At 73.1% G+C, this 26,168-nt stretch carries 21 protein-coding genes and 1 pseudogene; 12 read left to right on the top strand and 10 right to left on the bottom strand.

Features of this window, described 5'->3' with window-relative positions; genetic code table 11:
• The first annotated feature begins 17 nt into the window (after window positions 1-17).
• Window positions 18-2,216: a DUF4139 domain-containing protein gene (locus HCN08_RS08085; RefSeq protein ID WP_322974308.1), complete on the top strand. Its 2,199-nt coding sequence runs from the start codon at window positions 18-20 to the stop codon at window positions 2,214-2,216.
• A 2-nt stretch (window positions 2,217-2,218) separates the two neighbouring features.
• Window positions 2,219-3,892: a DUF4139 domain-containing protein gene (locus HCN08_RS08080; RefSeq protein ID WP_322974307.1), complete on the top strand. Its 1,674-nt coding sequence runs from the start codon at window positions 2,219-2,221 to the stop codon at window positions 3,890-3,892.
• A gap of 64 nt (window positions 3,893-3,956) precedes the next feature.
• Here HCN08_RS08080 and HCN08_RS08075 read toward each other — a convergent pair whose 3' ends face one another.
• A complete protein-coding gene (locus HCN08_RS08075; protein ID WP_167982219.1) occupies window positions 3,957-4,661 on the bottom strand; it encodes a TNT domain-containing protein in 705 nt (234 codons plus the stop codon).
• 286 nt (window positions 4,662-4,947) lie between these two features.
• Between HCN08_RS08075 and HCN08_RS36875 the strand changes: the two genes are divergently transcribed.
• The 3 genes from HCN08_RS36875 (at window position 4,948) to HCN08_RS08065 (ending at window position 6,954) form a co-directional block, all read left to right on the top strand.
• Window positions 4,948-5,013: a putative leader peptide gene (locus tag HCN08_RS36875; protein ID WP_407648710.1), complete on the top strand. Its 66-nt coding sequence runs from the start codon at window positions 4,948-4,950 to the stop codon at window positions 5,011-5,013.
• A gap of 291 nt (window positions 5,014-5,304) precedes the next feature.
• Window positions 5,305-6,390 carry an LLM class flavin-dependent oxidoreductase gene (locus tag HCN08_RS08070; RefSeq protein WP_167982218.1) on the top strand — a complete coding sequence of 362 codons (1,086 nt, stop codon included), beginning with the start codon at window positions 5,305-5,307 and terminating at the stop codon, window positions 6,388-6,390.
• Between the two features lie 51 nt (window positions 6,391-6,441).
• On the top strand, window positions 6,442-6,954 hold the full coding sequence (locus tag HCN08_RS08065; RefSeq protein WP_167982217.1) for a winged helix-turn-helix transcriptional regulator: 513 nt from the start codon (window positions 6,442-6,444) through the stop codon (window positions 6,952-6,954).
• Between the two features lie 14 nt (window positions 6,955-6,968).
• Here HCN08_RS08065 and HCN08_RS08060 read toward each other — a convergent pair whose 3' ends face one another.
• A complete protein-coding gene (locus HCN08_RS08060; protein WP_167982216.1) occupies window positions 6,969-7,769 on the bottom strand; it encodes an SDR family oxidoreductase in 801 nt (266 codons plus the stop codon).
• A 175-nt stretch (window positions 7,770-7,944) separates the two neighbouring features.
• Between HCN08_RS08060 and HCN08_RS08055 the strand changes: the two genes are divergently transcribed.
• Together HCN08_RS08055 and HCN08_RS08050 are read left to right on the top strand one after the other, a co-directional pair.
• Window positions 7,945-8,571 (top strand): TetR/AcrR family transcriptional regulator, encoded by a 627-nt coding sequence (locus tag HCN08_RS08055; protein ID WP_167982215.1) that lies wholly within the window; start codon window positions 7,945-7,947, stop codon window positions 8,569-8,571.
• Window positions 8,572-8,643: 72 nt separating this feature from the next.
• Window positions 8,644-8,898, top strand: a complete 255-nt coding sequence (locus HCN08_RS08050; RefSeq protein ID WP_206318555.1) for a hypothetical protein — start codon at window positions 8,644-8,646, stop codon at window positions 8,896-8,898.
• Window positions 8,899-8,943: 45 nt separating this feature from the next.
• On the opposite strand, the gene HCN08_RS08045 is transcribed toward HCN08_RS08050, so the two are convergent.
• A complete protein-coding gene (locus HCN08_RS08045) occupies window positions 8,944-9,330 on the bottom strand; it encodes a hypothetical protein (protein ID WP_167982214.1) in 387 nt (128 codons plus the stop codon).
• 204 nt (window positions 9,331-9,534) lie between these two features.
• Between HCN08_RS08045 and HCN08_RS08040 the strand changes: the two genes are divergently transcribed.
• From HCN08_RS08040 to HCN08_RS08035, 3 genes and pseudogenes are all read left to right on the top strand, one after another.
• Complete coding sequence (locus tag HCN08_RS08040) at window positions 9,535-10,299, top strand: class I SAM-dependent methyltransferase (protein ID WP_167982213.1); 765 nt, start codon at window positions 9,535-9,537, stop codon at window positions 10,297-10,299.
• Between the two features lie 155 nt (window positions 10,300-10,454).
• Window positions 10,455-11,339, top strand: a pseudogene (locus HCN08_RS35140) (hypothetical protein); the annotation flags it as partial.
• Window positions 11,340-12,423: 1,084 nt separating this feature from the next.
• A complete protein-coding gene (locus HCN08_RS08035) occupies window positions 12,424-14,472 on the top strand; it encodes an alpha-glucuronidase (protein WP_167982330.1) in 2,049 nt (682 codons plus the stop codon).
• A 68-nt stretch (window positions 14,473-14,540) separates the two neighbouring features.
• Here HCN08_RS08035 and HCN08_RS08030 read toward each other — a convergent pair whose 3' ends face one another.
• The 6 genes from HCN08_RS08030 to HCN08_RS08005 form a co-directional block, all read right to left on the bottom strand.
• The gene (locus HCN08_RS08030) at window positions 14,541-16,565 is read right to left on the bottom strand and encodes a beta-galactosidase (RefSeq protein ID WP_167982212.1); all 2,025 of its coding nucleotides are present in this window, start codon (window positions 16,563-16,565) and stop codon (window positions 14,541-14,543) included.
• Complete coding sequence (locus HCN08_RS08025) at window positions 16,562-17,251, bottom strand: hypothetical protein (RefSeq protein ID WP_167982211.1); 690 nt, start codon at window positions 17,249-17,251, stop codon at window positions 16,562-16,564. Before HCN08_RS08025 ends, HCN08_RS08030 begins: the two co-directional genes overlap by 4 nt.
• A complete protein-coding gene (locus HCN08_RS08020; RefSeq protein WP_167982210.1) occupies window positions 17,248-18,915 on the bottom strand; it encodes a GH39 family glycosyl hydrolase in 1,668 nt (555 codons plus the stop codon). The genes HCN08_RS08025 and HCN08_RS08020 overlap by 4 nt, the downstream gene beginning before the upstream one ends.
• Window positions 18,916-19,000: 85 nt before the next feature.
• Complete coding sequence (locus HCN08_RS08015; protein ID WP_167982209.1) at window positions 19,001-20,674, bottom strand: ABC transporter substrate-binding protein; 1,674 nt, start codon at window positions 20,672-20,674, stop codon at window positions 19,001-19,003.
• Between the two features lie 81 nt (window positions 20,675-20,755).
• Window positions 20,756-21,676 carry a carbohydrate ABC transporter permease gene (locus HCN08_RS08010; RefSeq protein ID WP_206318539.1) on the bottom strand — a complete coding sequence of 307 codons (921 nt, stop codon included), beginning with the start codon at window positions 21,674-21,676 and terminating at the stop codon, window positions 20,756-20,758.
• Window positions 21,677-21,678: 2 nt separating this feature from the next.
• Window positions 21,679-22,686 (bottom strand): ABC transporter permease, encoded by a 1,008-nt coding sequence (locus HCN08_RS08005; protein WP_167982208.1) that lies wholly within the window; start codon window positions 22,684-22,686, stop codon window positions 21,679-21,681.
• Between the two features lie 315 nt (window positions 22,687-23,001).
• Here HCN08_RS08005 and HCN08_RS08000 point away from each other — a divergent pair, with 315 nt between their 5' ends.
• Together HCN08_RS08000 and HCN08_RS07995 are read left to right on the top strand one after the other, a co-directional pair.
• The gene (locus HCN08_RS08000; RefSeq protein WP_167982207.1) at window positions 23,002-24,177 is read left to right on the top strand and encodes a LacI family DNA-binding transcriptional regulator; all 1,176 of its coding nucleotides are present in this window, start codon (window positions 23,002-23,004) and stop codon (window positions 24,175-24,177) included.
• 43 nt (window positions 24,178-24,220) lie between these two features.
• Window positions 24,221-25,216, top strand: coding sequence for an acetylxylan esterase (locus tag HCN08_RS07995; protein ID WP_167982206.1), 996 nt, complete (start codon window positions 24,221-24,223; stop codon window positions 25,214-25,216).
• A 379-nt stretch (window positions 25,217-25,595) separates the two neighbouring features.
• On the opposite strand, the gene HCN08_RS07990 is transcribed toward HCN08_RS07995, so the two are convergent.
• Window positions 25,596-26,168 carry a suppressor of fused domain protein gene (locus tag HCN08_RS07990; protein WP_167982205.1) on the bottom strand — a complete coding sequence of 191 codons (573 nt, stop codon included), beginning with the start codon at window positions 26,166-26,168 and terminating at the stop codon, window positions 25,596-25,598.

The raw sequence follows: 26,168 nt of genomic DNA, 5'->3' as shown, positions 1-26,168 counted from the left end.
CCGGAAGGGGAGGCACGGTGGGCGCCGGCACGCGCGAGACACCGGTGGACGGGCCGGTGGCGCCGTCCGAGATCACCACGGTCGTGGTGCATGCCGCGGGCGCGGTCTGCACGCGGCGCGCCCGCTTCGACGTCCCGCCGGGGGCGGGGAGTCCGGACGCCGGCGGCCCGGTCGTGGTGCGCGTCACGGGGCTGCCCGTCTCGCTCCACGAGGATTCGCTGCGGGGCCGGATATCCGCCGGGCCGGCGGGGCTGCGGATCGCCGACATCCGCGTCGAGTACGGTGCGACGCTCCGGCGCGGCGACGAACTGCCGGGGCTGCGGCTGGACTTCGAGGACGCCGAAGACCGCCAGGCGCGGCTGCGGGACCGTACCGACCGGCTGCGGAAGGAGATCGCCGAGGTCGCCGCCCTGCGCGCCGAGCCCCCGGCCCCCCGTCGCGGCGACCCGCCGCGCTGGGCGCCCGTCGAGTCCATCCTCGCCCTCGCGAGCTTCGTCGACTCCCGGCTGGCCGCACTGCACCGCCGGCTGCGCGAGGCCGAGGACGAACTGGAGCGGGCCACGCACGCGTCGGACGTCCTCCAGCACCGCATGGACGAGGCGTCCTCCGCCCTCGACACCGGCCGCACCTCGCCCTCGGTGACGGCCCTGGTGACGCTGATCGGGGCACAGGAAGCAGCGGAAGCAGAGGGCTCGGCCGCGGACGGGGAGGCTGCCGGCGCGGCTCGGGCCGTGGAGCTGGACCTCGAATACCACGTGCCCGGGGCCTGTTGGCTGCCCGTGTACCAGCTGCGGCTCGACGGGCGCAGCGGGCAGGGCACGCTCGTGCTGCGGGCGACCGTCGCACAGCGGACCGGGGAGGACTGGAGCGGGGTGCGGCTCGGCCTGTCGACCGCGGACCTGCTGCGCCGGGCGGACCTCCCGGAGTTGCGGTCGCTGCGGATCGGGCGGCGGCAGGCGGAGCCGGCGGCGCTGAGCTGGCGGGAGCCGCCGGCCGGGCTCGCGGACCTCTTCGCCGGCTACGACGCCGCCGCCGTCCCCCTCAGGCTCCGCGGTGGCGAGCGGGTCGTCTTCCACGCCGAGGAGCCTGCGCCGGGCACCCGCTACGGCACCGCCTACGCGGCGGCGAGCGCCGACGAGGGGCCCGGCGGGCTGCTCCTGGGGGCGGTCGGCGGCGGAGGGCCGATCGGCGCGCCCCCGCCGCCGCCCTCCTTCGGGGCGCCCCCGCCGCCGCCCGCGCCCATGGCGCAGCCCGGGGCCCCGGCGGCGAGCGCCCCGGTGTCCCGCAAGGCCGCCAGGACCCGGGCCGCGGCCTTCGCTCCGGCCGCCGAAGGCTTCGCCGACGTGAGCCCCGAGCCGCCGGGCACCGCCGCGCCCGGCGCGGACCTGCTGGACTACGCCCGGCTCACCCTCGCCGGGCCCGACGCGGGCGAGGACCGCCGGGGCACCCTGCGGCCCTCGACGGTGGCGCACCCCGTCGCCGCGGAGTACCGGCTGCGCGCGGCCTCCGTCGCCCGCCTGCCGCGGCCCGCGCACGCGGTGGACGTGCGCAGCTCCGCGGGCTCCTTCGACTACCGCTTCGACACCGCCGCACCCGTGGACGTCGCGGCGGACGGCCGCTGGCACACCGTGCCGGTCAGCGAGGTGCCGGTCAGCACCGAGTTCGAGTACGTGACCGTCCCCGCCGTGGACCCGGCGGTCTTCGGCACCGTCCTGCTCACCAACACCTCGCCGCACGCGCTGCTGGCCGGGCCCGTGGACGTCATGGTGGACGGCGACTTCGTGCTGACCGCCCCGCTGCCGACGCTCGCGCCGGGCCGGCGCGAGTCGGTGGGCCTCGGCGTCGCGGAGAGCGTGAAGGTCGCGCGCCGGGCGCACATGCACGAGTCGACGGCGGGCCTGCGCGGCGGCACGACCGTGCTGGAGCACACCGTCGAGGTCGACGTGGCGAACCGGCTGCCGTACCCGGTCACGGTGCAGGTGCGCGAGCGCGTACCGGTGACCGCGGACAAGGACGTACGGATCGACGAGCACAAGGCGTCCCCGCCGTGGACGCCCGCCGAGCGCCCGGTGGCGGGGCAGGAGGACGAGTACGTGCGGGGCCTGCGCAGTTGGCGGGTCGCGCTGGAGCCGGGCGGCACCGCGACCCTCACCGGGGGCTATGCGGTACGGCTGCCCGCGGGCAAGGCCGTCGTCGGCGGAAACCGGAGGAACTGACCGTGGACGACGCCCTGTTCGGGGACACCGGCGCCGACGCCGACGCCGGCGAAGCGGCGGGCAGCGCCGGCGCCGTGGCGCCGGACCTCGCCGGCCTGACCGCGCTGCCGGTCACCGCCGTGACGTGCATGGAGGACCGCGCCCAGGTCGAGCGGACCGGCGAGGTCGAACTCACCGCCGGTGTCGGCCGGTTGCGGATCGGCCCGGTCACCCCGCTCACCGTCGACCGCTCGCTGCGCGCCGACTTCGCCGCTCCCGAAGGCGCGGACGCCGGCGCCCGGGTCGTGGACGCCCGGGTGGTGCGCCGCTACACCCCGGTGCCGCCCGGCGAACCCGGCCGTGACGCGTCCGAGCTGCGCCGCGAAGTGCACGCGCTGGAGCGGGAGTCGGCCGAGGCCAAGCTGCTGCGGCAGCGGCTGGAGGCGGCGCTGGAGGTCGTCGGGCAGGCCCGCGACGACCTCTACCGCGACATCCGGCAGGGCGCGGGCGGCGGCGACGCCGACCCGGAGCGGTGGGCCGACCGGCTGGACCGGGTGGAGAGCGAGGCCGAGCCGCGCATCGCCGAACTGCTCAAGCTGCGCCGCCGGTTGCACGACATCGGCGAGGAACTGCGGGAGACCCGCGAGGCGCTGAAGGCGGCCGAGAGCGAGCCGCAGCAACTGACCGCGTATCTCGACCTGGTGGTCGAGGCCGAGCGCGACGGCGCGGCGGAGCTGCATGTGAGCGCGCTCGTGCCGTGCGCGCTGTGGCGGCCCGCCTACCGGGCCACGCTCGCCGACGACCGGGCCGCCGTCCATCTGGAGACGGACGCCTTCGTGTGGCAGCAGACCGGCGAGGACTGGACCGGGGTGCGGCTGACGCTGTCCACCGCCCGACCCACGCTCGCCGCGACCCCGCCGGAACTCGCCGACGACGTCCTGACGTTGCGGGACCGCTCGGCCGAGGAGCGGCGCACGGTCGAGGTGGACCTGCGCGAGGAGGAGATCCGGGACGTGGGCGCCGCCGCGGCCGGCGGGCCCGCCGCGCTGCCGGGCATCGGCGACGGCGGCGACGTACGCGTGCTGCGCGCCCCGCACCCGGTGACCGTGCCGTCCGGCAACCGCCCGCACCGCGTGCACCTGACGGCCTTCACCGCGCCCTGCGAGGTGGAGAACACCTGCGCGCCCGAACTGTCGCCGCTGGTCGTGACGGTGGCGCGGCTGGCCAACACCTCCGGGCACGTGCTGCTCGCCGGCCCTGTCGACCTGGTGCGCGGCAGCGGCTTCGTGGGCCGCGGCAGGCTCGAATTCGCGGGCGCCGGCGAGGAGTTCACGGTGCCGTTCGGCAGCGAGGACACCTTCCGGGTGGTCCGCCACACCGAGGAGTCCCGCGACACCACGGGCCTGGCCGCGATCAACCAGCGCACGGTGGTCACCCGCCGGGTGCGGCTGTTCGTCTCCCGGCTGGACGCGACCGCCGGCGCCCCGGAGCGGACCATCACCGTACGGGAGCGAGTGCCGGTCTCGGAGGTGTCGGCGGTCGAGGTCGCGCTGCGCGGCAGCGAGTGCCGGCCGGCGCCGGACGGCGTGGACTCCGAGGGGGTCGCCCGCTACACCCTGGGCCTCGGCCCCGGGGAGCGGCGGGAGATCGAGCTGGTCTACGACATCACCGCGGCCAGCTCCGTCACGGGCCTGTGAGGTTGCCGGCCGGTGAGAGTTGCCGGCCGGCGCATCTCGGCCGGCAACCCCCGTACAGGGCCTGTCAGTTGAGCGCGGCGAGGCTGTGCTCGCTGACCAGCTGCGGGATCGGCTCGCTCGTCATGTACTGCTCGCCGAGGCCCGGCTGCCCGAACCACGGCCGGATCGGGCCGGCTTCGACGGTGATCGGCGCCGTCACCCGGTAGAGGTGGTAGCTGCTGGGGTAGGCGGTGGTGTACTCGTCGAGGTTGCTCGGCGGGATGGCCCGCTTGGCGTACGGAGTGCCCGCGGGCGCGAGGAAGTTGCCGCGCCCGCTGCCGAACAGGTCGACGAGCCGGCCGACTTGGAGCGTCAGCGGCTTCTCCACCGGGTTGCCGTCCCGGTCCAGGACGAAGCCGTTCTTCTCCGGGTACCACCAGCCGGAGGTGCCGGTCTGCGGGTCGGTCTGCCAGTAGCAGCCGAGGAACCAGTACGGCGAGGTCCGCCCGGCCCGGTGGTAGCCGCGCAGCATCGCGCCGATCCCGCCCTGCTGCGGCAGGTCGCGCGGCCCGAGCCGCCAGTCGGCCAGGAAGTACGGCTCCAGGGGCGGGTTGGGCGCGGTGCTCGTCGACCGGTCGCGGCCCTCGACGGGGCAGCTCGCCCCGGGGCGCGCCGCGGCCTGGGAGGTGGTGGTGGGGCTGTCCGCCGCGTGGGCGGTGGCCGGGCCGAACCCGACCAGCAGGAGCGATGCGATCGCGCTCCAGACGTAGTGACGCAGACCTGCCCGCACGCGAGTGTCCCTTTCCCCGCCCGGGCGGCGTCCGCCGGTGCACACCGGGCCACGCGCGGGCGGATTCCGTCCGGATGACGGGGGCGGTCGCCGCCCGTCGGCGGACAGTCAAGCGGGGGCGGTCCGGGGGCCGCGGGTGCCACGAGCGGCGATCCACCCGAACGGCCGCGCGCGTTCACCCGCACGCGAACGCCCCGGTGGCGGGGTGCGCCGGGCGGGGAGCCGGCGCGGACGGGCGTTGCCAGGACTCCGGGCGTTCGATTATCTTTTCAGGGTGCATACGGGTATGAGGCTGGTCTCGCGCCGCCACGTCGACCTTCTGCGGTCGGCGAGCGCGCTGTGTCGTGGCTGACTGACGCCGGCACCCGCGCTCGTCCCGGCTGTCCCGCGGTGATGCGCGCCCACCCGTAACCTCGGCGCCCGTGCGGGAGCTTGCGCACCCTCTGCGCCGCCTCCCGCCGCTCCCAGGCCGCTTCTGCCGTCCTTCCCGCCGACCGGTCCTGCGCCCCCGCGTCAGGGCCCCGGCCGGCGCTTTCCCGGTGCCCGCAGCGTCGCCGCCGCCCGCGCCGCCCCGTCCGTACGCCCCGGCCGCCCATGCGCCCGGGCACCGCCCTGCCCTGCCCACACGCATCGGAGTTCCGGCATGAGCCACGAATTTCTCTGGTATATCCCCAACACCGTGGAGCCGGGCCACCGCGGCGACGACACCACGACCGGCTGGGGCACCCTGGACTTCTCCACCGAACTGGCCCGCGCCGCCGAGGACCACGGCTGGGGCGGCGCCCTCGTCGGCACCGGATGGGGCCGCCCCGACACCTTCACGGTCGCCACCGCGCTCGCCGCCCGTACCACCACCTTCAAGCCGCTGGTGGCGATCCGCCCCGGCTACTGGCAGCCCGCGCACTTCGCGAGCGCCGCCGCGACCCTCGACCGGCTCAGCCAGGGCCGGTTGCTGGTCAACATCGTCAGCGGCCTCGACAACGCCGCCGCGTACGGCGACGGGCAGACCGACCAGGCGCGGCGCTACGACCGCACCCGCGAATTCCTGCAACTGGTACGGCGGTTGTGGACGCAGGAGGACGTCACCTTCCACGGCGAGTTCTTCCGGGTGGAGAACTCCACGGTGAGCCCGCGCCCTTACGGGGCCGGGGAGGGCCGCACCCCGCGGCTGTACTTCGGCGGGGCGTCGCCGGCCGCGGAGAAGGTGTCGGCGACCGAGGCGGACGTACAGCTCTTCTGGGGTGAGCCGCTGGACGGCGTCGCCGAGCGCATCGACCGGCTGCGCGGCCTGACGGCCTCGCTGGGGCGGGAGTTGGCGCCGCTGGAGTTCGGGCTGCGGATCACCACGGTGGTACGGGACACCTCGGAGGAGGCATGGCGGGACGCGGAGGCGAAGGTCGCCGCGATGGCCGCCCGCGCCGGGAAGGCCGACTCCACGAACACCCCGCAGCGCCGCCGCGCGGTCGGCCAGCAGCGCCTGCACGACCTCGCCGAGCGCGGCGAGGTGCTCGACACCTGCCTCTACACCGCGCCCGGCCGCTTCGGCGGCGGCGGCGCTGCAACCACGTGGCTGGTCGGCTCGCCCGACGAGGTCGCGGCGGCGCTGCGGGCGTACGGCGACCTCGGCATCACGCACTTCGTGCTGTCCGACACCCCGTACCGCACGGAGATCGCCCGGGTCGGCGACCAGCTGCTGAGCCGGCTGCGCGAACCGGCGGCTCCCCGGTAACTACGCTGGTACGCGGACCGGGCCGTGCCCCGGCCGCAAGGAGGCAGTCCGATGTCCGCCGCGCACACCGCTCTCGTCGAACAGACCTCGGGGCCGGCCCCGGCGCAGACCCCTGCGCAGACCGCCGCCCCGGTCGGCGGGGTCGCCGCCGTGGACGGTGAATCGGCCGTGCTGCCCGCCGAGTTGGAGCCATGCGGCTACGAGGGCCACCCGGACTGCGGGATCCGCGACGTCCTGGACCGGATCGGCGACAAGTGGTCCGTGCTCGTGGTCGTCGAACTCGCGGGCGGCCCGCGGCGGTTCCATGAGCTGCAGCGCGCGATCGACGGCATCTCGCAGCGCATGCTCACCCTCACCGTGCGCCGCCTGGAGCGCGACGGGCTGCTGCTGCGCACCGTCTACCCGACCGTCCCGGCCCAGGTCGACTACCGGCTGACCGGCACCGGCGCCGACCTCACGCATCTGCTCAAGGCGCTCGCCGACTGGTCGCTGGCCCACCGCGACGGCATCGCCGGTGCCCGGCAGCGCTACGACCGGGCGCACCCGGGGCACGACATCCGCTGAGGCCGGCAACTGCGCTATGCCGCGCCGCCGTTGACGTACAGCGTCTGGCCGTTGGTCCAGCGGCCGTGCGGGCCGGCGAGGAAGGAGACGGACTCCGCGATGTCCTCGGGGGTGCCCAGGCGCTCCATCGGGTTGAGGCCGGCGATGTGGTCGATGAGCTCCTGCGGCTTGCCGTCGAGGAAGAGCGGGGTCGCGGTCGGGCCGGGCGCGACGGTGTTGACGGTGATGTCCCGGCCGCGCAGTTCGCGGGCCAGGATCAGCGTCATGGCCTCGACGGCGCCCTTGGACGCGGCGTAGCCGGCGTATCCGGGCTGCTGGAGCCGGGTGACGGAGGTCGAGAAGTTGACCAGCGCGCCGCCCGGTCGCAGCCGCCGGGCGGCGAGTTGGGAGACGACGAAGGTGCCGCGGATGTTGACCCGGTGCATACGGTCGAGGTCGGCGAGGTCCAACTCGGCGACGGGCGCGAGCAGCATCAGGCCCGCGGTGTTGACGACGACGTCGATACCGCCGAACTCCCGCTCCACGCGGTCGAAGACGTCGGCCATCTGCGTCTCGTCGGCGATGTCCGCCTGGAGCGCGAGGGCGCGCGGGACCGGGGCGCCGGCCGCAGCGCCGGCGCGCAGGGCCGCGCCGGAGGCCGCCGCCTCGACCGCGGCGAGCGCTTCCTCGGCGCGGCGGGCGCCGCCGCTGTAGAGCAGGGCGACGGACTGGCCGTCGGCGGCGAGCCGTTCCGCGACGGCGCGGCCGATGCCGCCGGAGCCGCCGGTGACAAGGGCGACCCGGCCGCCGGTCGCAGGCTGCGGGGTGGTGGTCATGGCGGTCTCCTCGCTGCGGTGGCGCGCCGGCCGGGTCCGAGGACCCGGTAGCGCTCGGTCGGGTCCGGCCAGGCCCAGCCGGCTTTCTGGTGTGCTTATCTTATGGACGGGTCGTCCACATCTCCGAATGTAGACTGACCGTCCATATAATGCAACCGCACCCGGGAGGATCCCGATGCCCGCACCGCCACCACCCGCCGCCCGCCCCGGCCGGGGCCGCCGCCCGGCCGCAGAAGTACGCGGTGCCGTCCTCGCGGCGGCCGGCGCGATGCTGCTGGAGAACGGGCTGCGCGACATCACCTTCGAGAAGGTCGCCGCGCGGGCCGGCGCCAGCAAGATGACCCTCTACAAGTGGTGGCCCTCCCCCGGCGCGCTCGCCTTCGACGCGTACTTCGCGGCGACCGAGCAGACCCTCCGCTTCGACGACACCGGCGACCTCGCCGCCGACCTCACCCGCCAACTGCGCGCCTTCACCGGCTTCCTCACCTCGCCGGGCAACGGCCAGGTCATCGCCGAGCTGATCGGCGCCGCCCAGTCCGACCCGGACCTGGCCGCCGCGCTCAATGAGCGCTACACGCTGCCGCGCCGGGCGCTTGCCGTACGGCGGCTGCGGTCGGCGCAGGAAGCCGGGCAGATCCGGGCCGGCACCGACCTGGAGAGCGTCGTCGACCAGCTGTGGGGCGCGTGCTACCACCGCCTGCTGCTGCCGGCCCGCCCGCTGGACGCTGACTTCGCGGGCACCCTCGTCCGCAACCTGCTCACCGGCATCGCCACGCCGGACCCGGACGCGTCACCGGCTTGACAGGTGACGCGACGGATGGGACGGTGATACCGGCAACCAGGCCAGAGCACCGGCACCGAGCGGAGGCCCGTCATGGGAGCAGCGGCGAGCGTGAAGGTCGTACGGCAGGACGCGCGGGGCGCGGCGGGCGCGGTAGGCACGGTGGAGGCGGGCGCGGACCCCTCGGCGGCGGCGCGGCGGGCCCGGTTCGGCAGCCTGCCGGGCCGGGTGCGGTTCGAGGACATGGTCGAGGAGCAGGTCGTGCCCAAGGACCCGGCGCGGGACGCCTACGCGGCGGCGGGCTCGCTGATCTCCTACTCGTGCCTGGCCCTCGACCTGGGCCTGTGAGCCGGCCGCGGCACACGGCTCAGAAGACGAACGTGGCGTGGCTGCTCAGAAGACGAACGTGGCGTGGCTGAGGGCGATGTAGAAGCCGACGACGAGCGCGCCCCACAGCCCCAGCGCGCCGAGGAACGCCCCCCAGGCCGCCCCGACGCCCTGCCGCCGCCGGAACAGCGCGGCGGTGCCCCAGCCGAGCAGGGTCGTGCCCAGCGGCACGAAGAACAGCAGCGAGGCGGCGTTCTCCAGGGCGACCCGCGCGCTGTGGTTGCTCTGCCAGTCGGTGGCGCTCTTGTGGTGCTCGGCGTTCTCCGCCATCGTCCACAGCCCGATGACCAGCGGCAGCAGGAGCAGCGCCGCCAGCACCAGGAGCGTGACGACCTTGCGCCGCGCGCCGCCGGGCGCCGGCTGCGTACGGGTGGTGTCCGCGGACGTGGCCATATGCGCATTGTGTGCGGTGGCCGGGCGGCCCGGTATCCGTACCCGTACTCAGATCCCGTCCGGAGTCCGATCCGTGAGCCCGCCGTGACCGCGGCAGCCCCTCGGACGCCCGTGCGAGGAGCCGGTACGCCGGTTCGGGGGAGCAACATTCGGCCCACCCGGAATCTCTGGCCGCCGCCCGCCGCCGACTGCTGGACTCCCGTCATGGACCACACGACGAAGTCCCCGCGCCCCGCCGCGTACGACAGCATCGGCGTCGGCTACCGCGCCGTCCGCCGCCCCGACCCGCGGCTGCACGCCCTGATCGGCGAGGCGCTCGCCGGCGCCCGTACGGTCGTCAACGTCGGCGCGGGCACCGGCTCGTACGAGCCCGCCGACGCGGAGGTGACGGCGGTCGACCCCTCCCAGGTCATGCTCGACCAACACCCCGACACCGCAACGAAGGTGAAGGCGACCGCGGATCATCTCCCCTTCCCCGACGCCTCGTTCGACGCGGCGATGGCCGTCATGACCCTCCACCACTGGCCGGACCCTGCGGCCGGCTTCGCCGAGATGCGCCGGGTCGCCCGCCGCCAGGTCGTCTTCACCTGGGACCCCGAACACCGGCCTTTGCTCTGGCTGTTGGAGGACTACCTCCCCGAGATCCGCACCATGGAACTCGCCCGCTTCCCCCGGATCGCCGACATCGCCACCGCCCTCGGCGCCCACACGGTGCTGCCCTTCCCCATCCCGCACGACTTCACCGACGCCTTCCAGATCGCCTTCTGGCGCCGCCCCCACCTCTTCCTCGACCCCGCCCTCCGCCTGGCCTCCTCCACCTTCGCCACGCTCCCCCCGGAGGTCGTCCTCCCCGCCATGGCCCGTCTGGAGGCCGACCTCACCACCGGCGCCTGGCACACCCGGCACGCCGACCTTCTCACCCGCGACACCATGGACTACGGCTACCGCCTCCTCATCGCCGGCGAGTAGCCCCACCGCGGGCGCGCGAGCCGGGTGGGCCCGGGCGTGTGACGTGACGGGCCGGAAGGGGACTGACAAGCGGGGCGGCGGTCGCCTACGGTGAGCGGGATGACTACTTCTCCTCTTGCAGGATTGGGGGACCTCTTCGCGAACGGTGAGTGCTGATGGGCACGTTCACCGCGCATGAGGATTCCCGGCTCAACCTCTGGCTGCACGTGCGGCGTTACGCCGTGCCGCCCCTGATGATCGAGGCCGCCACCGCCCGCCGACGCGTCGGCGACTGGGCCGGCGCGTGTGCCGTCGCCGGCTTCGACATCGACTTCACCCCGCGCTCCGTCGCCCGTACGCACGGGTGGGCCCTGGCCCACCAAGTCCGCGCGGACCTGCGGCAGTTGGCGCCCGACCTGCTGCGCTGGCACATGCCGCGGATCGCGCCGGACGGGCTGCTGCGGCCCGGCGTGACCGTGCCGCTGGCCCGCTACGACACCGGCGACGGCCCACCGCTGCACCTTGTGGCCAAGACCCCGCCCCTGCGCGCGGCTGCGGGCCAGCGCATCGGGCTCGCCCTGTGGGATGGCCGGCGCGAGCTCACCCGTACCCGCGCGCAGGCCGAGGCCGCCACGCGCGCCCACCCGCACCCCCTGCCCAGCCGCCGCTTCCGGCTCGACCTGCACCGCCACCTCTGGGACGCCGCACGCGCGCATGAGCTGCGCGGGCGCACCGGAGGGGCCGGCGCCCCCGGCTCCCTCGGACCCGCGGTCCACCGCTGGGCCGCCGAAGCGCAACTGCTCCGCCGGGCCGAGGGCACCACGGGCCCCGTCGCCGTACGCCTCGGGCCCGGGCGCCGCACCGCCCTCGACCACGGCGACGCCCGGGGCGCCCTCGCCGCGGTCGAATCCCTCCTGGGCCCCGCGGCCCTCCTCCGCGACGAGCTCACGGCTGCCGCCGCAGCCCGCACGCACCACGCCCTCTACCGCGCCAACCTCCCCCGCCCCGCCCCGCCCCCTCCCCCTCGCTCGCCCCGCTGGGCCCCGCCGGTGGGGGGACCCACCCCCAGCCACCCGTGCGAGCGTGTGGGCGGGTCCGGGTCCCCTCGTGGGGCTTGCGCGCCGTCGCGTGCTCTCCGCCCGTGCGTGGCGCCCGCGCCTGCGGCGCGGTCATCGGCCACTTCCCCCGCGGTGCGGGCGCGGCCCCGGAGGACGACCCGGAATGGGAACCTTGGCCCCCTCCTGAGTGGGCCCGCACGGTCACCCTCGGCTGAGGGCGCCGTGCCTGGTGCGTGGGTTGGTCGGGGGCGCTCCGGGGGGTACCTCCTCGGACTGCACACCATGACCTGCGTCCGAGTCCGGCACCCTCTCGTCGTGCGCAGTCCTGCGGGGGCACCCCCCGGATCACCCCCTCCCGCCCGTCCGTCGGCGGCTTTCCGCTGGTGGGGGCGGGGGTGGGTGGGGTAAGCCGTCCCTCCCGCCGCCGGTCGGCTGCTCTCCGCCGGTGGGGGTGCGCCGTCCCTCCCGCCCCCGTCGGCGGCTCCCCGCCGGTGTGGGTACGCGGCCCCTTCCGACTTACGCTGGCGGCTTTCCGCCGGTGGGGTGGGTACGCCGCCGGTGCTCTCTGCCGGTTGGGGGTGGGTGTGCGCTGGCCTTGTGGTGCCGGTGCTGGCTCGTCTGCACGGGCGGAGAGCCCCCGACGGCGGGGAAGGGCCACAGGAGGACCCGCACCCGCCCACCCACCCGCACGGGTGGCCGGGGGTGGGGACACCCCGCGCCGCAGGCGCGGGCACCACCCACGGACGGAGAGCCCCCGACGGCGCGCAAGCCCCACAAGGAGACCCGCACCCGCCCACTCACTCGCACGGGTGGCTGGGGGTGGGTAGACCCCGCGCCGCAGGCGCGGGCGCCACGCACGGGCGGAAAGCACGCGACGGCGGGCAAGCCCCCCACGGGGGCGAGAATTCCGCGGGGCTCGGGTCATGCGCCGGGTAAAAAATTACGCTGCGCTTCGAAAGTTTTCGCCGGGCAATAACATTTGCACCTCCCCCCACCAGGCCATTTACCCGCCTATTCCGCCTGGGTAGATTCGACGTCAAAGCGTGGCGCCGCAGGCGTCGAGTGAGGGAGACGGAATTCCGTGAGCATGGACATAGCGACCGACGTACACGCCGCCTGGCTCCCCTCCGAGGCGTTTCGGCCCATCGGGACGCGGCGGGTTGTCGTGCAGGGCGAGGGGGAGCTGGTCGAGACCGTGCGGCGGGAGGTCGAGGGGGCGACCGGGGTGTACGGCGGGGGGCTTGTGGGGACGGGCACGGGGTATGACGTCGTGTTCGCGCTGGCCGGGGCGCAGCCGCTCGTGGGGGAGGCGGCGGGGGTGCTCGCGGGGTATGAGGGGGGTGCGCTCGGGGGGGAGGGGTTTCTGGTCGGGCGGGTGGAGGGCGTGACCGTGGTTGTCGCGGAGGGGGGCGCCGGGTTGCTGTACGGGCTGTTCCACCTCGTACGGCTCGGGGAGTCCGCGTTCCGGGGGGAGCTCGCGGCGCGGGCGCATGTGCCGGCGTTGCGGAGCCGGATGCTCGACCATTGGGACAACCTCACCGCGCATCCGGTGATGGGGCATGTGGAGCGCGGCTATGCGGGCGGGTCGATCTTCTGGCGGGACGGTGAGGCCCGCCGGGATCTGCCGCGGGTGCGGGCGTACGCCCGGCTGCTGGCGGCGGTGGGGATCAACGCCGTGAGCGTCAACAACGTCAACGTGCAGGCCGCCGAGACCCGCCTGCTCACCGAACGGCTGGCGGACGTCGCGGAGTTGGCGGACGCCTTCCGCCCGTACGGGATACGTCTGCACCTCTCGGTGAACTTCGCCTCGCCCGTGGTGCTGGGCGACCTGGAGACCGCCGACCCGCTGGACGAGGGCGTCAGGGCGTGGTGGGCGGCGGCGGCCGGCCGGGTGTACGCGGCGATTCCGGACTTCGGGGGGTTCGTCGTGAAGGCGGACTCCGAGGGGCAGCCGGGGCCGTTCGCGTACGGGCGGACGCATGCGGACGGGGCGAACATGCTCGCCGCGGCCCTCCGGCCGTACGGCGGGCAGGTGCACTGGCGGGCGTTCGTCTACGACCACCGGCAGGACTGGCGGGACCGCACGACGGACCGGGCCCGGGCGGCGTACGACCATTTCGCCCCGCAGGACGGGGAGTTCGCGGCGAATGTGGTGCTCCAGGTCAAGCACGGGCCGATGGACTTCCAGACCCGGGAGCCGGTCTCGCCGGTGATCGCGGCGATGCCGAGGACCCGGCTCGCGGTGGAGTTGCAGGTGACGCAGGAGTACACCGGGCAGCAGCGGCATGTGTGCTACCTCGGGCCGATGTGGCGCGAGGTGCTGGGGTTTGGGCCGTGGGGGGAGGGCGGGAAGAGCGTCGCGGACCTCGTCGCGGATCCGACGGCGGGCGGCGGGCTGGTCGCCGTGTCCAATGTGGGGGACGACGCCTATTGGACGGGGCATCCGCTCGCGCAGGCCAACCTCTACGCGTTCGGGCGGCTCGCGTGGGATCCGGCGGCCGATCCGGTGGCGCTGCTGGACGAGTGGATCGACCTGACGTTCGTGCCGCTGCTGTCGCGGGACGCGGCGCCGCTGCGGAGCACGCTGCACGCGGTGATGGACGGCTCGTGGCGGACGTACGAGCGCTACACCGCGCCGCTGGGCGTCGGGTTCATGGTGCGGCCGGGGCATCACTACGGGCCGGATGTCGACGGGTACGAGTACACGCCGTGGGGGACGTACCACTACGCCGACCGGGACGGCGTGGGGGTGGACCGTACCCGGGCGACCGGTACGGGGTACACCGGGCAGTATCCGGCGGCGTGGGCCGAGGTGTACGAGGCGCGGGAGACGTGCCCGGACGAGCTGCTGCTGTTCTTCCACCATGTGCCGTACGGGCATGTGCTGGGGTCGGGCGTGACGGTGATCCAGCACATCTACGACACGCACTTCGCCGGCGCGGAGGAGGCGGCGGAGATGCGGGCGCGCTGGGCGGAGTTGGCGGGGACGGGGCTGGTGGACGCGAGCCTGTACGCGCGGGTGCTGGAGCGGCTGGACGAGCAGGTGCGGTGCGCCGGGGAGTGGCGCGACCAGGTCAACGCGTACTTCTGGCGGAAGTCGGGAGTGCCGGACGCGCACGGGCGGTTGATCCCGTGACGCCGTGAAGTCGGCGACGCCGCCGTCCCGTTGCGGGGCGGCGGCGTCCAAGGCCGGGGGTGCGGCGGTCAGTTCTCGCGCAGCACCCGCACCCCGCGGCCGTCGAGGGTGATCGGCTCCCCGGTGGTGAAGGTCTCGCCGGTGAGTAGGTCGGTGCCGCCGGTCGTGGCCGGGACGGTGAGCGGGTCGGCGGCGTGGTTGAGCAGGAAGAGCAGCCGGGTGCCGTCGGGGGCGACCCGGGCGGCGGACTCCAGCAGCGGCTGGTCGCGGTGCCGGCCGGCCAGGCCGTGGGTGTCGAGGACCTGGCGGACGGTCCAGTCGATGCCGTCCTGGTCCAGGTCGGTGCCGACGTACCAGCCGTGGCCCGCGCCGAAGGCGTTGCGGGTGACGGCGGGGGTGCCCGCGTAGAAGTCGGCCTGGTAGGTGCCGAGGACGTCGGCTCCTTGCGGGGTGATGATCTCGAAGACAAGGCGGGCGGCCGTTTCGAGTTGACCGCCGGCCAGGTGAACGGGGTTGCCGAAGTCGGCCTCCCGGGCGTCCCATTCGTCGATCCGGATGCCCATCAGGCGCCCCAGCGGGCCGGGCACGTCGGCGAGGAACGCGTTGTCGTCCTCGTCGACCCGGGCCGAGAGGTACGTGGCGAGCACCGATCCGCCGCGCCGGGCGACCGCTTCGAGGCGCTGCGCGAGGTCGCCCTTGACCATGTGCAACGCCGGGGCCACGACGACGTCGTAACCGGTGAGGTCGGCGGTGACGGGGACGACGTCGATGTCGACGCCCGCCTCCCACAGGGCGCGGTAGTAGCCGAGCACGACATGCTGGTAGCGCACCAGGCGGGAGGGGCCGTCGGAGATCTCCAGGGCCCACCAACTGTCCCAGTCGAAGAGCAGCGCGACCCGCGCGGGGGTACGTGCGCCCAGCGCCACCGGGCCGAAGCGCTCCAACTCCGCGCCGAGCGCGGCGACTTCGCGGAAGACCCGGGTGTCGTCGCGGCCGGCGTGGTTGATGACGGCGCCGAAGAGCTTCTCGCTGGCGCCGCGGGAGGCGCGCATCTGGAAGTAGAGGACGGCGTCGGCGCCGTGCGCGACGGCCTGCCAGCTGTGCAGCCGCATGACGCCGGGGCGCTTGACCGGGTTGACGTCGCGGCACGCGGTGGTGGTGGGGGCCTGCTCCATGAGCCAGAACGGCCGGCCGGCCTTGAGGCCACGCATCAGGTCGTGGCTGAGGGCGGCCCAGGAGGGGTGGGCGTCCTCGGGCGGGTAGGCGTCCCAGGAGGCGAAGTCCAGGTGCGGGGCCCAGCGGTGGTAGTCGATCGGGCGGTACATGCCCATGAAGTTGGTGGTGACGGGGGTGTCGGGGCTGTGCCGGCGGATCGCGGCCTTCTCGTCGCGGAAGTTGCGGAGCATCGCGTCGGACATGAAGCGCAGGTAGTCCAGGGTGATGCCCTGGAAGGCGGTGTGGTCGGGGCCGCGCCAGTGCTCGGTGAGCGCGGACGGCGGTTCGATCTCGTCCCAGTCGTGGAAGGTGTGCGACCAGAAGGTCGTGTACCAGGCGGAGTTGAGGGCGGCCAGGGTGCCGTACTTCTCCCGCAGCCAGGTGCGGAAGCCGGCCGCGCACAGGTCGCAGTAGCAGGCGCCGCCGTATTCGTTGCCGATGTGCCAGGCGATGACGGCCGGGCGGTGCGCGTAGCGTTCGGCGACGCGGCCGGCGAGCGCGGCCGAAAGGCGGCGGAAGACCGGGGAGTTGGGGCAGGAGTTGTGGCGCTGGCCGTAGCGGTGCTTGCGGCCCTCGAAGTCGGTGCGGGTGACCTCGGGGTGGGCGCGGGCGAGCCAGGCGGGGTGGGCGCCCGTGCCGGTGGCCAGCACGATACGGCGGCCGTGGGCCTCCGCCTCGGTGACGATCCGGTCCAGGATGCCGAAGTCGTAGGTGTCCTCGGCCGGTTGGGTGAGCGCCCAGGTGAAGACGCCGACGGTGAGGGTGTCGATGCGGGCGGCGTCGAAGAGCCGGTGGTCGTCCTTCCACACCTGCTCGGGCCACTGCTCGGGGTTGTAGTCGCCGCCGAAGGGCGTGCGCGGGGTGGCGGGCAGCGTCATGCGGTGAAGTCCTCGCGGATGTCGGCGATCATCCGGCGGCTGTTGAGCAGCACGGCGGCGGCGCACACCGAGCCGAGCAGGAACGGCAGCACCTGTGCGCCGGCCGCGGTCACGGCGACCGCGGCGGCGAACAGGCACAGGTTGCCGGCGGTCGCCTTGACGCCGCGGACGAGGAAGTACCCGGCCAGGCGCGCGGTGTCGGCGCCGCGGAAGGTGAACAGCGCCGAGATGACCAGGGCGTTGGACACCCACAGCGCGGAGACGACGGCGAGCACGGCGAGCAGGCCGGCCCACCAGGCGGGGATGCCGGCGGCGGCGCGGTGGGTGAGGACGGTGCCGATCAGCGCCATGCCGACCAGCCAGGGCGCCCACACCTTGAGGGAGTCGGCGGCACCGGTGCGGTAGCCGCGCACATAGCCGCGGGCCGGGTGGAGTTCGGCGAGGTCACGGCCGCGGTGGTGCCAGGCGTAGAGGGCGGCGGACCAGGCGGGCCCGGCGGGCAGGGCGCACAGCGCGGCGAGCGGGACGTTGCTCGCGTCCCGGTCGAGCAGGCCGAGCAGCAGCAGGCCGGGGGCGCACGCCACCAGCAGCAGCACCTCGATGACGAGCAGGCTGTAGACGAGGGCGGCGGCGCGGGCCAGCGGCCCCTCGCCGAACTCCCTGCGGGCTGCGGACGCTGCGCTCATGCCGGGCCTCCTGCCGGAGCGTCGGGTGCGGTGGGTGCTGGGGATACAGTGGGTGCCGTGGGCGCTGAGGGTGCGACCGGCGCCGTGGGTGCGGTGGATGCGCCCGGCGCGGCGGGTTCCAGGCCGGCGCCCGGCGCGCTGGGCTCCTCGGGTTCCAGGCCGAGCAGCCGGCGGTCGTCCCACCACGCGGGCGTGTGGTCGGTGACGGGGGTGAGTTCGAGCAGCGTCACCTCGTGGCGGTCCAGCACGAGGTCGCAGGCGACCCTCCCGCCGGCAACGGGCAGCGCGCGGTGGAAGCGGGAAGGCTCTGCGGCCTCCCGCAACGCGGCCAGTTGCCGGCGGTCGGGCGAGTGGGGCCGGCCCATCTGCGCCCACGCGGCCCACGCGTTGCCGGCCTCCTCCGAGACGGAGGACCGGTGCGCGTAGGCGGTGGCGGTGCCGGGGCCGCCGACCGGGACCGACAGCCGTACGGTGTGGCCGGCGACGACCTCGCCGGTGCCGGTGTGGTCGACGGGCGCCCAGGCCAGTACGGTGACGCGGCCGTCGGGGTGGCGGGTGACGAGGTGGTCGGTGCCGCGGGCCAGGACGGCGTCGCCCATGCGGGCCATGAATGCGTAGAGGTGGTAGGTGGGCTTCTTGATCTGCCGGTGGGTGAGCAGGCCGAAGCCGCCGTGGAAGAGGGCGGTGGGCGGGCCGGCTTCCTCGAACATGTCGCTGAACGTCCAGTAGGAGAAGGAGTCGACGAGGTCGCCGCCGGCGGCGAGCACGGGCGCGAGGTAGGCGGCGTGCAGCGCGGTGTCGTGGATCGGGTTGTCGGGCCGGTAGGAGGAGTTGAACTCCGTGATGTGGACCGGCAGTCCGGCGAGCTTGCTGCCGGCCAGCTGCTCGCGGGGCGCGGCGAACTGCGCCAGCAGCATCGAGGCGGGGCCGAGCGTCTGGTGGACGCCGAAGGGGACGTGCTGGGCGGGCCCGGTGGTGTAGGCGTGCCGGCTGACGAAGTCGACGGGGGCGCCGCTGGTCTCGGCGAAGTCGGCGAAGCCGGTCATCCAGTGCGGCTGGTAGCCGGGTGCGAGGGCGGGCCCGCCGACCTTGAGGCCGGCGTCCACGTCCTTGACGGCCGCGGCGGTGACCTCGTAGAGCCGGTGGTAGGCGTCCTGGTCGCCGGCCCAGAAGTCGGGCAGGTTGGGCTCGTTCCACACCTCGATGGGCCAGCCGGACACCTCGTCGAGGCCGTAGCGGTCGACCAGGTGCCGCACGGTGCCGCGGACGAGGTCGGCCCATTCGCGGCTGTCGCGCGGCGGGGTGACGTTGCCCTGCCACCAGAAGACGGTCCGCTCGCCGGAGGCGAGACCGGAGGGCATGAAGCCGAGTTCGACGAACGGCCGGATGCCGAGGTCGAGATAGGCGTCGACGACCTGGTCGACGTACGTGAACGAGTGCCGTACGTGCCGCTCGCCGCCGTGCTCGTACGGGCGGTGGACGGCGGTCTGGTCGCTCAGCAGGCCGTGGCCCCTGATGTGCCGGAAGCCGATGTCCTGCTGGACCAGGGCGAGGGAGTCCTGGTAGTCGCGCCGCAGCGCGAGGTCGAACCGGCCGGTCCCGACGCAGAAGCGCCACGCGTCCGTCAGTCGGCCTGTGGCCCGGTCGGGTACTGAGATCCGCACAGTGGTGGTCCTTCGTGGGTGGTGCGTGCGCCGGTGCCGGCCGGTTCGAGGGGGAATACCAGGGGAATACCGGGAGTTGTGCGCGTCAGCTCTTGTCGGAGCCGTTCTTCTTGCTCTTGTAGCGGTCGTACGCGCCGTTGATCAGGCTCAGGTACTGGTCGCCGTTCTTGCCCTTGAGCTCGCTCTTGAAGGAGTCCCACTGGCTCATCGGCCGCTCGCCGAGGATGAACTTGAGGGTCTGCTGCTGGACGTAGTCCTTCAGCGGCGCCTCCCACAGCGCGAACTGCTCCTGCTCGTCGGCGTTGAGCGGGTGCGGCGGCGGCACGGGCAGCGTCTTGCGGGCGGTCATGATCGCCTGGAACTGCTTCTCCTCCTCGGAGAAGGTGGACTCCAGCAGCTGCGTGCTGCCGCCGTAGGCGAAGTTGCCGTTGCTGAAGCCGAAGTCGGCGTTGAGCTTCTTGCTCGCCGTCGGGTTCAGGCCGACGTAGTCGACGTCCTTGGTGAGCTTGAAGTTGCCGGCCGCGTCGCGGGTGTACGTGACGTTCTCCACGCCCCACTTGGCGAAGATCTGGCCCTCGTCGGAGTAGAACAGCCAGTCCACGAACTGCATCAGGGCGACGAAGTCCTTGGAGTCGCGGGCCTTCTTGGAGATCATCAGGCCGTTCTCCAGCCGCAGGCCCACCTTGACCTCGCCGGCCGGGCCGACCGGCACCGGCATCTTGACGACCTTGGCGTTGGGGTCGGTCTTGGCCAGGCCGGGGCGGTAGGTGTTGACGAGCTCCTGGGCGTTGGTGCTGATGACGAAGGACTTGCCGGAGGTGAACTTCGCGTTGGCCTGGTCGTCGCTCTGGGTGAAGCTCTCGGGGTCGAGCAGCTTCTCGGCGACCAGGGTGCGGGTGTAGTCGATCATCGCCTTGTACTGGTCCATCGCGCCGGTCAGCACGAACTTGTCGGACCCGCCGTCGTACGTGGCGTTGGCGTAGCCCCAGCCGCCGCCGTAACCGGCGCCGAAGGCCTGCCCGAAGGTCTGCAGCATCGCGCCGCCCGGGGTGGGCTGGCTCCACCGGTCGGTCATCGGGTACCGGTCGGGGTGCGCGGCCTTCATCGCCTTGAGGGCGTTGTGCAGGTCGTCCAGCGTCTTGGGCATCTGCAGGCCGAGCTGGTCGAGGATGTCGCTGCGGATCGCGAAGGTGTAGTCGATCCACACGTCCTGGTGCAGGCCCGGCAGGACGTAGTACTTGCCGTCGTCCTGCAGGACGGTGTCGACGTCGCCCTGGAGGTTCCACTTGGCGACCTTGTCCCGGTAGTTGGGCAGCAGGTCCACGTAGTCGCTGACCGCGAGGATCGCGCCGGACGCGACGAACGGCGCCTCCTGGCCCGGGTAGGTCTTGGGGATCAGGAACGGGGCGTCGCCGGCGCCGATGATGACGCTGCGCTTGTTCTCGTAGTCGCTCAGCGGCACCACGGTCGGCTTGAGGGTGACGTTGGTGCGCTTGGCGAGTTCCGTCCAGAACAGCCAGTTGCTCTTCTCCGGGTAGCCGGGGTTGTCGTTGAGCAGTGTGGTGAAGGTGACCGGGCTGGTCGCCTTGAACTGGTCGCCGACGCCGAACTTGTCCATGGCGTCGGCTCTGTTCTTCGACAGGTCCGAGCCCTTCTTGTCGTCGCCGCCGTCGCTGCTGCAGCCGGTCAGGCCCAGGGTGGCCGCGCCGAGCGTGGCGCCCAGCGAGAGGAGCATCGACCGCCGGGAGATGTTGTTCATTGAGGACTCCATTCCCGCCAGGTGCGGGAGTTCGGGTGTGGGAGGGATGTGCGCGCGAGGTGGGCAGGGCAGGGCCGGCCGTCAGCCCTTGACGGCGCCGAGCGTGACTCCGGAGACGAAGTAGCGCTGGACGAAGGGGTAGACGACCAGGATCGGAAGGGTGGTCAGCACGATCGTCACGGCCTGGATGTTCGCGCCGACCGCGGTCGCGTCCGCCTCGCTGAAGCCGACGGAGGTGGCGTTGGTGGCCCCGGCGATCAGGTTGCGCAGGTAGACCGTGACCGGCATGAGGTCGGAGTGGTCCATGTAGAGGAACGCGGTGAACCACGAGTTCCAGAAGGAGACCGCGTAGAAGAGGACCATGGTGGCCAGCACCGCCTTGGACAGCGGCAGCACCACGCGCCACAGGGTGCCGTACGTGCTCAGGCCGTCGATCGCGGCGGCCTCCTCCAGCTCCTGCGGCAGTCCCTCGAAGAACGCCTTCATCACCAGCAGGTTGAACACGCTGATGGCGTTGGGCAGCGCGATGGCCCACACGCTGTTCTTCAGGCCGAGCGTGGTGACCAGCACGTAGTTGGGGATCAGGCCGCCGGAGAAGAACATCGTGAAGACCGCGACACCGACCAGCACCCCGCGCCCGCGCAGGTCCTTCTTGGACAGCACGTACGCGTAGCAGGTGGTCAGCACCATGGCGACGACCGTGGCGACGACGGTGTAGACGACCGTGTTGCGGTAGTCCGTCCAGAACATCGCGTTGGTCATCACGGCCTTGTAGGTCGTGAGGTTGAAGCCGCGCGGCCAGAGGTTGACCTTGCCGGAGCGGATGTAGCCGTCGCCGCTGAAGGAGCGGGCGACGATGTTGACGATCGGGTAGAGCGTCACGACGACGACGCCCAGCAGGATCACCGTGTTGACGACCTGGAAGACCCGGTAGCCGCGGCTGGTGCGGATGCCGGTCGCGGCCGGCGGCGGCGTCTTGTCGATGATGGCGGAGGTGTCCAGGGTCACCACAGGCTCGTCCCCACTGTGCGACGGGAAATCCGGTTGGCCGACACGATCAGCACCAGCCCGATGAGCGACTCGAACAGCCCGATCGCTGCGGCGTAGCTGAAGTTGTTGGAGACCACGCCCATCCGGTACAGGTACGTGGAGACGACGTCCGCCGTCGGGTACGTCAGCGGGTTGTACAGCAGCAGGATCTTCTCGAAGCCGACGGCCATGAACGTGCCGATGTTGAGGATCAGCAGGGTGACCATGGTGGGGCGGATGCCGGGCAGCGTGACGTGCCAGGTCTGCCGCCAGCGGTTGGCGCCGTCGATCCGGGCGGCCTCGTAGAGGTTGTCGTCGATCGTGGTCAGCGCGGCGAGGTACAGGATGGTGCCCCAGCCGACCGTCTGCCACAGCTCCGAGGAGACGTAGATCGAGCGGAACCAGCCGGGCTGCTGGATGAACAGGATGTCCTTGTGGCCCAGGTGGTGCAGCGCCTGGTTGACCGGGCCGTCGGCGGCGAGGAACTGCATGACGACGCCGGCGACGATGACGGTCGACAGGAAGTGCGGCAGGTACGAGACGGACTGCACGAGCCGCTTGAACTTGCGGCTGCGGACCTCGTTGAGCAGCAGCGCGAGCACGATCGGCATCGGGAAGCAGACGATCAGCGTCAGCACGCCCATCACCAGGGTGTTGGTGAAGACGTGCCAGAACGACGGGTCGTGCCAGAAGAGCTTGAAGTAGCGCCAGCCGACCCATTCGTCGCCGAACATGCTGCCGCCGGGGTGGTAGCGGCGGAAGGCGATGATGTTGCCGATCATCGGCAGGTAGCGGAAGACCGCGAAGAACACCAGCGGCAGCACCGCGAGGGAGTACAGCTGCCAGTCGCGGCGCAGCGCCTGGCGCCAGGTCCGTTTCGTGCCCGTGGCGCCCCGGGGTTTCCTCGGGCGGGTCCGGGCGGACTTCCGCCCGCCCGCGCCGGACGCGCCGGGCGGTGGATCCACCGTCCTGATCGTGCTCATCGTCGGGCCTCCGTGCGGTGGATGGGCGACGCACGCCCACGTTGCTGGCGCTGGTGCGGCTGGTCCCGGAACCGGACCGACCTCCAGGAGGCGGCAGGAAAAGAGCGGGCGGAGTCGAAACTTTCGAAATTCTTGCTTAATGTGTCGGGCAGCCTAAGGACGTGGCAGAACGGGTGTCAATAGGCGTGACAACAGGTTTTGAGCCTGGCCTGACCCCATCTCGTGCCGTATATTCGCCCTCTGCCCACCCTGTGGGTGCAGCTTGTTTCAGTGGATATGTCGAAAGTTTCGATCCTCGCAGCGTAGGGCACCTCCGTGACCAGTACCGATCCAGAAGGCGGGCCGCGGGCCGCGACGATCGCCACCATCGCCCGTGAGGTGGGGGTCTCGGTCGCGACGGTCTCCAAGGTCCTCAACGGGCGGGCCGACGTCGCCCACGAGACCCGGGCGCGGGTCGAGGCCAGCCTCGAACGGCACCGCTACCGCCGCAGGGCCCGGCGCTCGATCGAGCCGACCAGCCAAGTGCACCTGGTCTTCCATGAGTTCGACTCGGCGTGGGCGATGGAGATCATCCGCGGGGTCGAAGCGGCGGTCGCCGCCGCCGGAGTCGAACTGGTGCTCACCCAACTCGGCGGCCGGCACCGGCCGCAGGACACCTGGCTCGACCTGATCGTCGGCCGCCGGCCGCTCGGCGTACTGCTCGTGCAGTGCGGGCTCACCGACGCCCAGCAGGAGAAACTGCTGCGCCAGCGGGTGCCGTTCGTCGCCGTCGACACCGACAGCGCGACGCCCGCCTCCACGCCCACCGTCGGCTCCAACAACTGGAACGGCGGGCTCATCGCCGCGCGGCACCTGCTGGAGCTCGGGCACCGCCGGATCGCGGTGATCGCCGGGCCCGAGGACCTGCTGTGCAGCCGCGCCCGGGTGGCCGGATTCAGCTCCGCGCACGACGAGGCGGGGCTCGCGATGGACCCCGGCCTGGTGCGGCACGGCAACTTCTACCTCGACGCCGGATACGAGCACGGCATGGAGCTGCTGCAACTGCCCGAGCCGCCGACCGCGGTCTTCGCCGGGTCCGACGCGCAGGCCATGGGGGTGCTGCGGGCCGCCCGGCAGCTGGGCCTGCGGCTGCCCGGCGACCTGTCCGTCGTCGGCTACGACAACCTGCCGGTCGCCGCGTGGATGGAGCCCGCGCTCACCACCGTCCACCAGCCGCTGCACGACATGGCCGGCACCGCGACCCGCATGCTGCTGGACCTCGCGGCAGGGGTGGAGGTGCCGACCCGGCGGATCGACCTCGGCACGGAGCTGGTCGTCCGGGAGAGCACCGCCCCGCCGCGGGCGGCGGCGCCGGGGAGCACATCTCCGCCGGGAGCCGCACCGCCGGGGGGTACAGCGCCGGGAGCCGCGCCACCTGGGGCCGCACCGCCGGGAGCCGGACCGCCCGGGGCCGCACCGCCGCAGGCCGTACCCCCCAGGACCGGGCCGTGAGGCCCTGGCCCGCAACCGCAGAACCCACCCGCATGGAGGACCCGTGGCCCTGTTCGACCTGCCGATCGGCGAGCTGGAGCGATACGCACCCGCGGTGCGCGAGCCCGGCGACTTCGACGCGTTCTGGGACGCGACGCTGAAGCAGGCGGGCGCCGGGCCCGTCCTGCGCGACGTACGGCCCGTCGAGACGGGCCTGAGCCTGCTCGACACCTGGGACGTCACGTTCGCCGGCTTCGGCGGCGACCCGGTACGCGGCTGGTTCACCCGGCCGCGCGGGGTGGCGGCGCCGCTGCCAGCGGTCGTGGAGTACCTCGGGTACGGGCGCGGCCGTGGACTCCCGCACGAGCGGCTGACGTTCGCCGCGGCGGGCTACGCGCACCTGCTCATGGACAGCCGCGGCCAGGGCGACCAGTACGGCAGCGGGGGCGACACCCCCGACCCCGGGGCCACCGCCCTCGGCGGCCCAGGACCCGCGGCGCGCGGCATCCTGTCCCCGTACGACTACTACTACCGCCGGCTGATCACCGACGCGGTACGGGCGGTCGCGGCGGTACGGGAGCTGCCCGGCGTGGACCCGGCGCGGGTCGCCGCGCTCGGCAACAGCCAGGGCGGCGGGCTCGCGCTCGCGGTCGCCGGGCTGGTGCCCGACCTCGCGGCGCTGATGATCTCCGCGCCGTTCCTCTGCCATGTGCAGCGGGCGATCGACATCACGGACGCGGACCCGTACGGCGAGATCGTCCGCTACCTCGCGGTCCACCGCGCGGACGAGGAGGCCGTCCGCACGACGCTCTCCTACGTCGACGGCGTGACCTTCGCCCGCCGCGCGACCGCCCCCCTCCACCTGGGCGTCGGCCTGCGCGACACGGTGTGCCCCCCGAGCACGGTCTTCGCCGCGTACAACCACTACGCCGCCCTCGCCCCCGGCGGCTCCCCCACCGCCGACCGCACGGTGTGCGTCTACCCCTTCAACCACCACGAGGGCGGCGAATCCCTCCACACCTCCCGCCAACTCACCTGGCTCCAACCCCGCTTGGGCTAACCCCCGCCCCGCCTGCGGGGTAAGCCTTCCAGGCCGCGGGCCGCGCCGACACGCGGCCCACCCCCGCAGCCCGGCCCCCAAGATCCGCACGGGGTGAGCAGTTCGACGTGCGCGAGGTCACCGCTGTCGGCACCGAAGCCGCCTGTGTGGCCGAGTACGCCACCAAGTCCGCCGACACCTCGCTCCGCGCGCACCGGCAACGACGGCCATGCGAAGAGCGGCAGGCGGACCCGGCGGTCCGGTTCCACGGCCTTCGCAACCGCACCGGGACCGCCCCCGAGCCCGACGACGGCGACCACCCACCGCGTTGTGCAGCACCCGTCCGCTGACGTTGCCATCAACGACAGGCCCGGTGAGGCCAGGTCTATGTGGTGAGCAATTACTTGTCGAGGCGAATCTCGCTCCGCTTCAAATCCAGCAGGTCAGGGTCTTGCTCGGCAATCCTCGACTCGAACGCCGCCCATCCAGCCTCTGCCACAAAGGCGGCCTCAGCCTTTCCGATCGGAATCATCCAGACCATCACCGCCCGGTTTCCAGACTCCAGGTCAACGGCCGCGAATCCAGGGTCGTAGTAGACCGGAATGGCCGCATAGAACGCCTCCAGCGAGCTTCCGGGAATTATCGCGCCCCGGGGGCCGATGACATCTCCCCGAAGAATGGGCTCACCGCGTTCAAGCAAGCCCATCGCGAGCTGGTGAAGAAGAGCAGGGAAAAATCCGGAGGCGCTTCCGGTGCGGACCGACAGCAGCAACTCCTGGTGAATTCCACGGCCCGAGGTGCGGGATGCCAGCCCGTGCTTACTGAGGCCGATCGTGGCATAGGTCACGACGCCCGGAAGCATGCCGTCCTGGAAACGTCCGAGCTGGAATGGCATGGGGTTGGAATCTGGGTCGACTGACCAGCCTTCGACCAGCCGCCCGAGCCGACTCTCCATGTGCTCAATGAGGTTCAC

The organism is Actinacidiphila epipremni, from assembly GCF_012034175.1.
GTDB lineage: Bacteria > Actinomycetota > Actinomycetes > Streptomycetales > Streptomycetaceae > Actinacidiphila > Actinacidiphila epipremni.
This window is presented reverse-complemented; position numbering and strand designations above follow the sequence as displayed.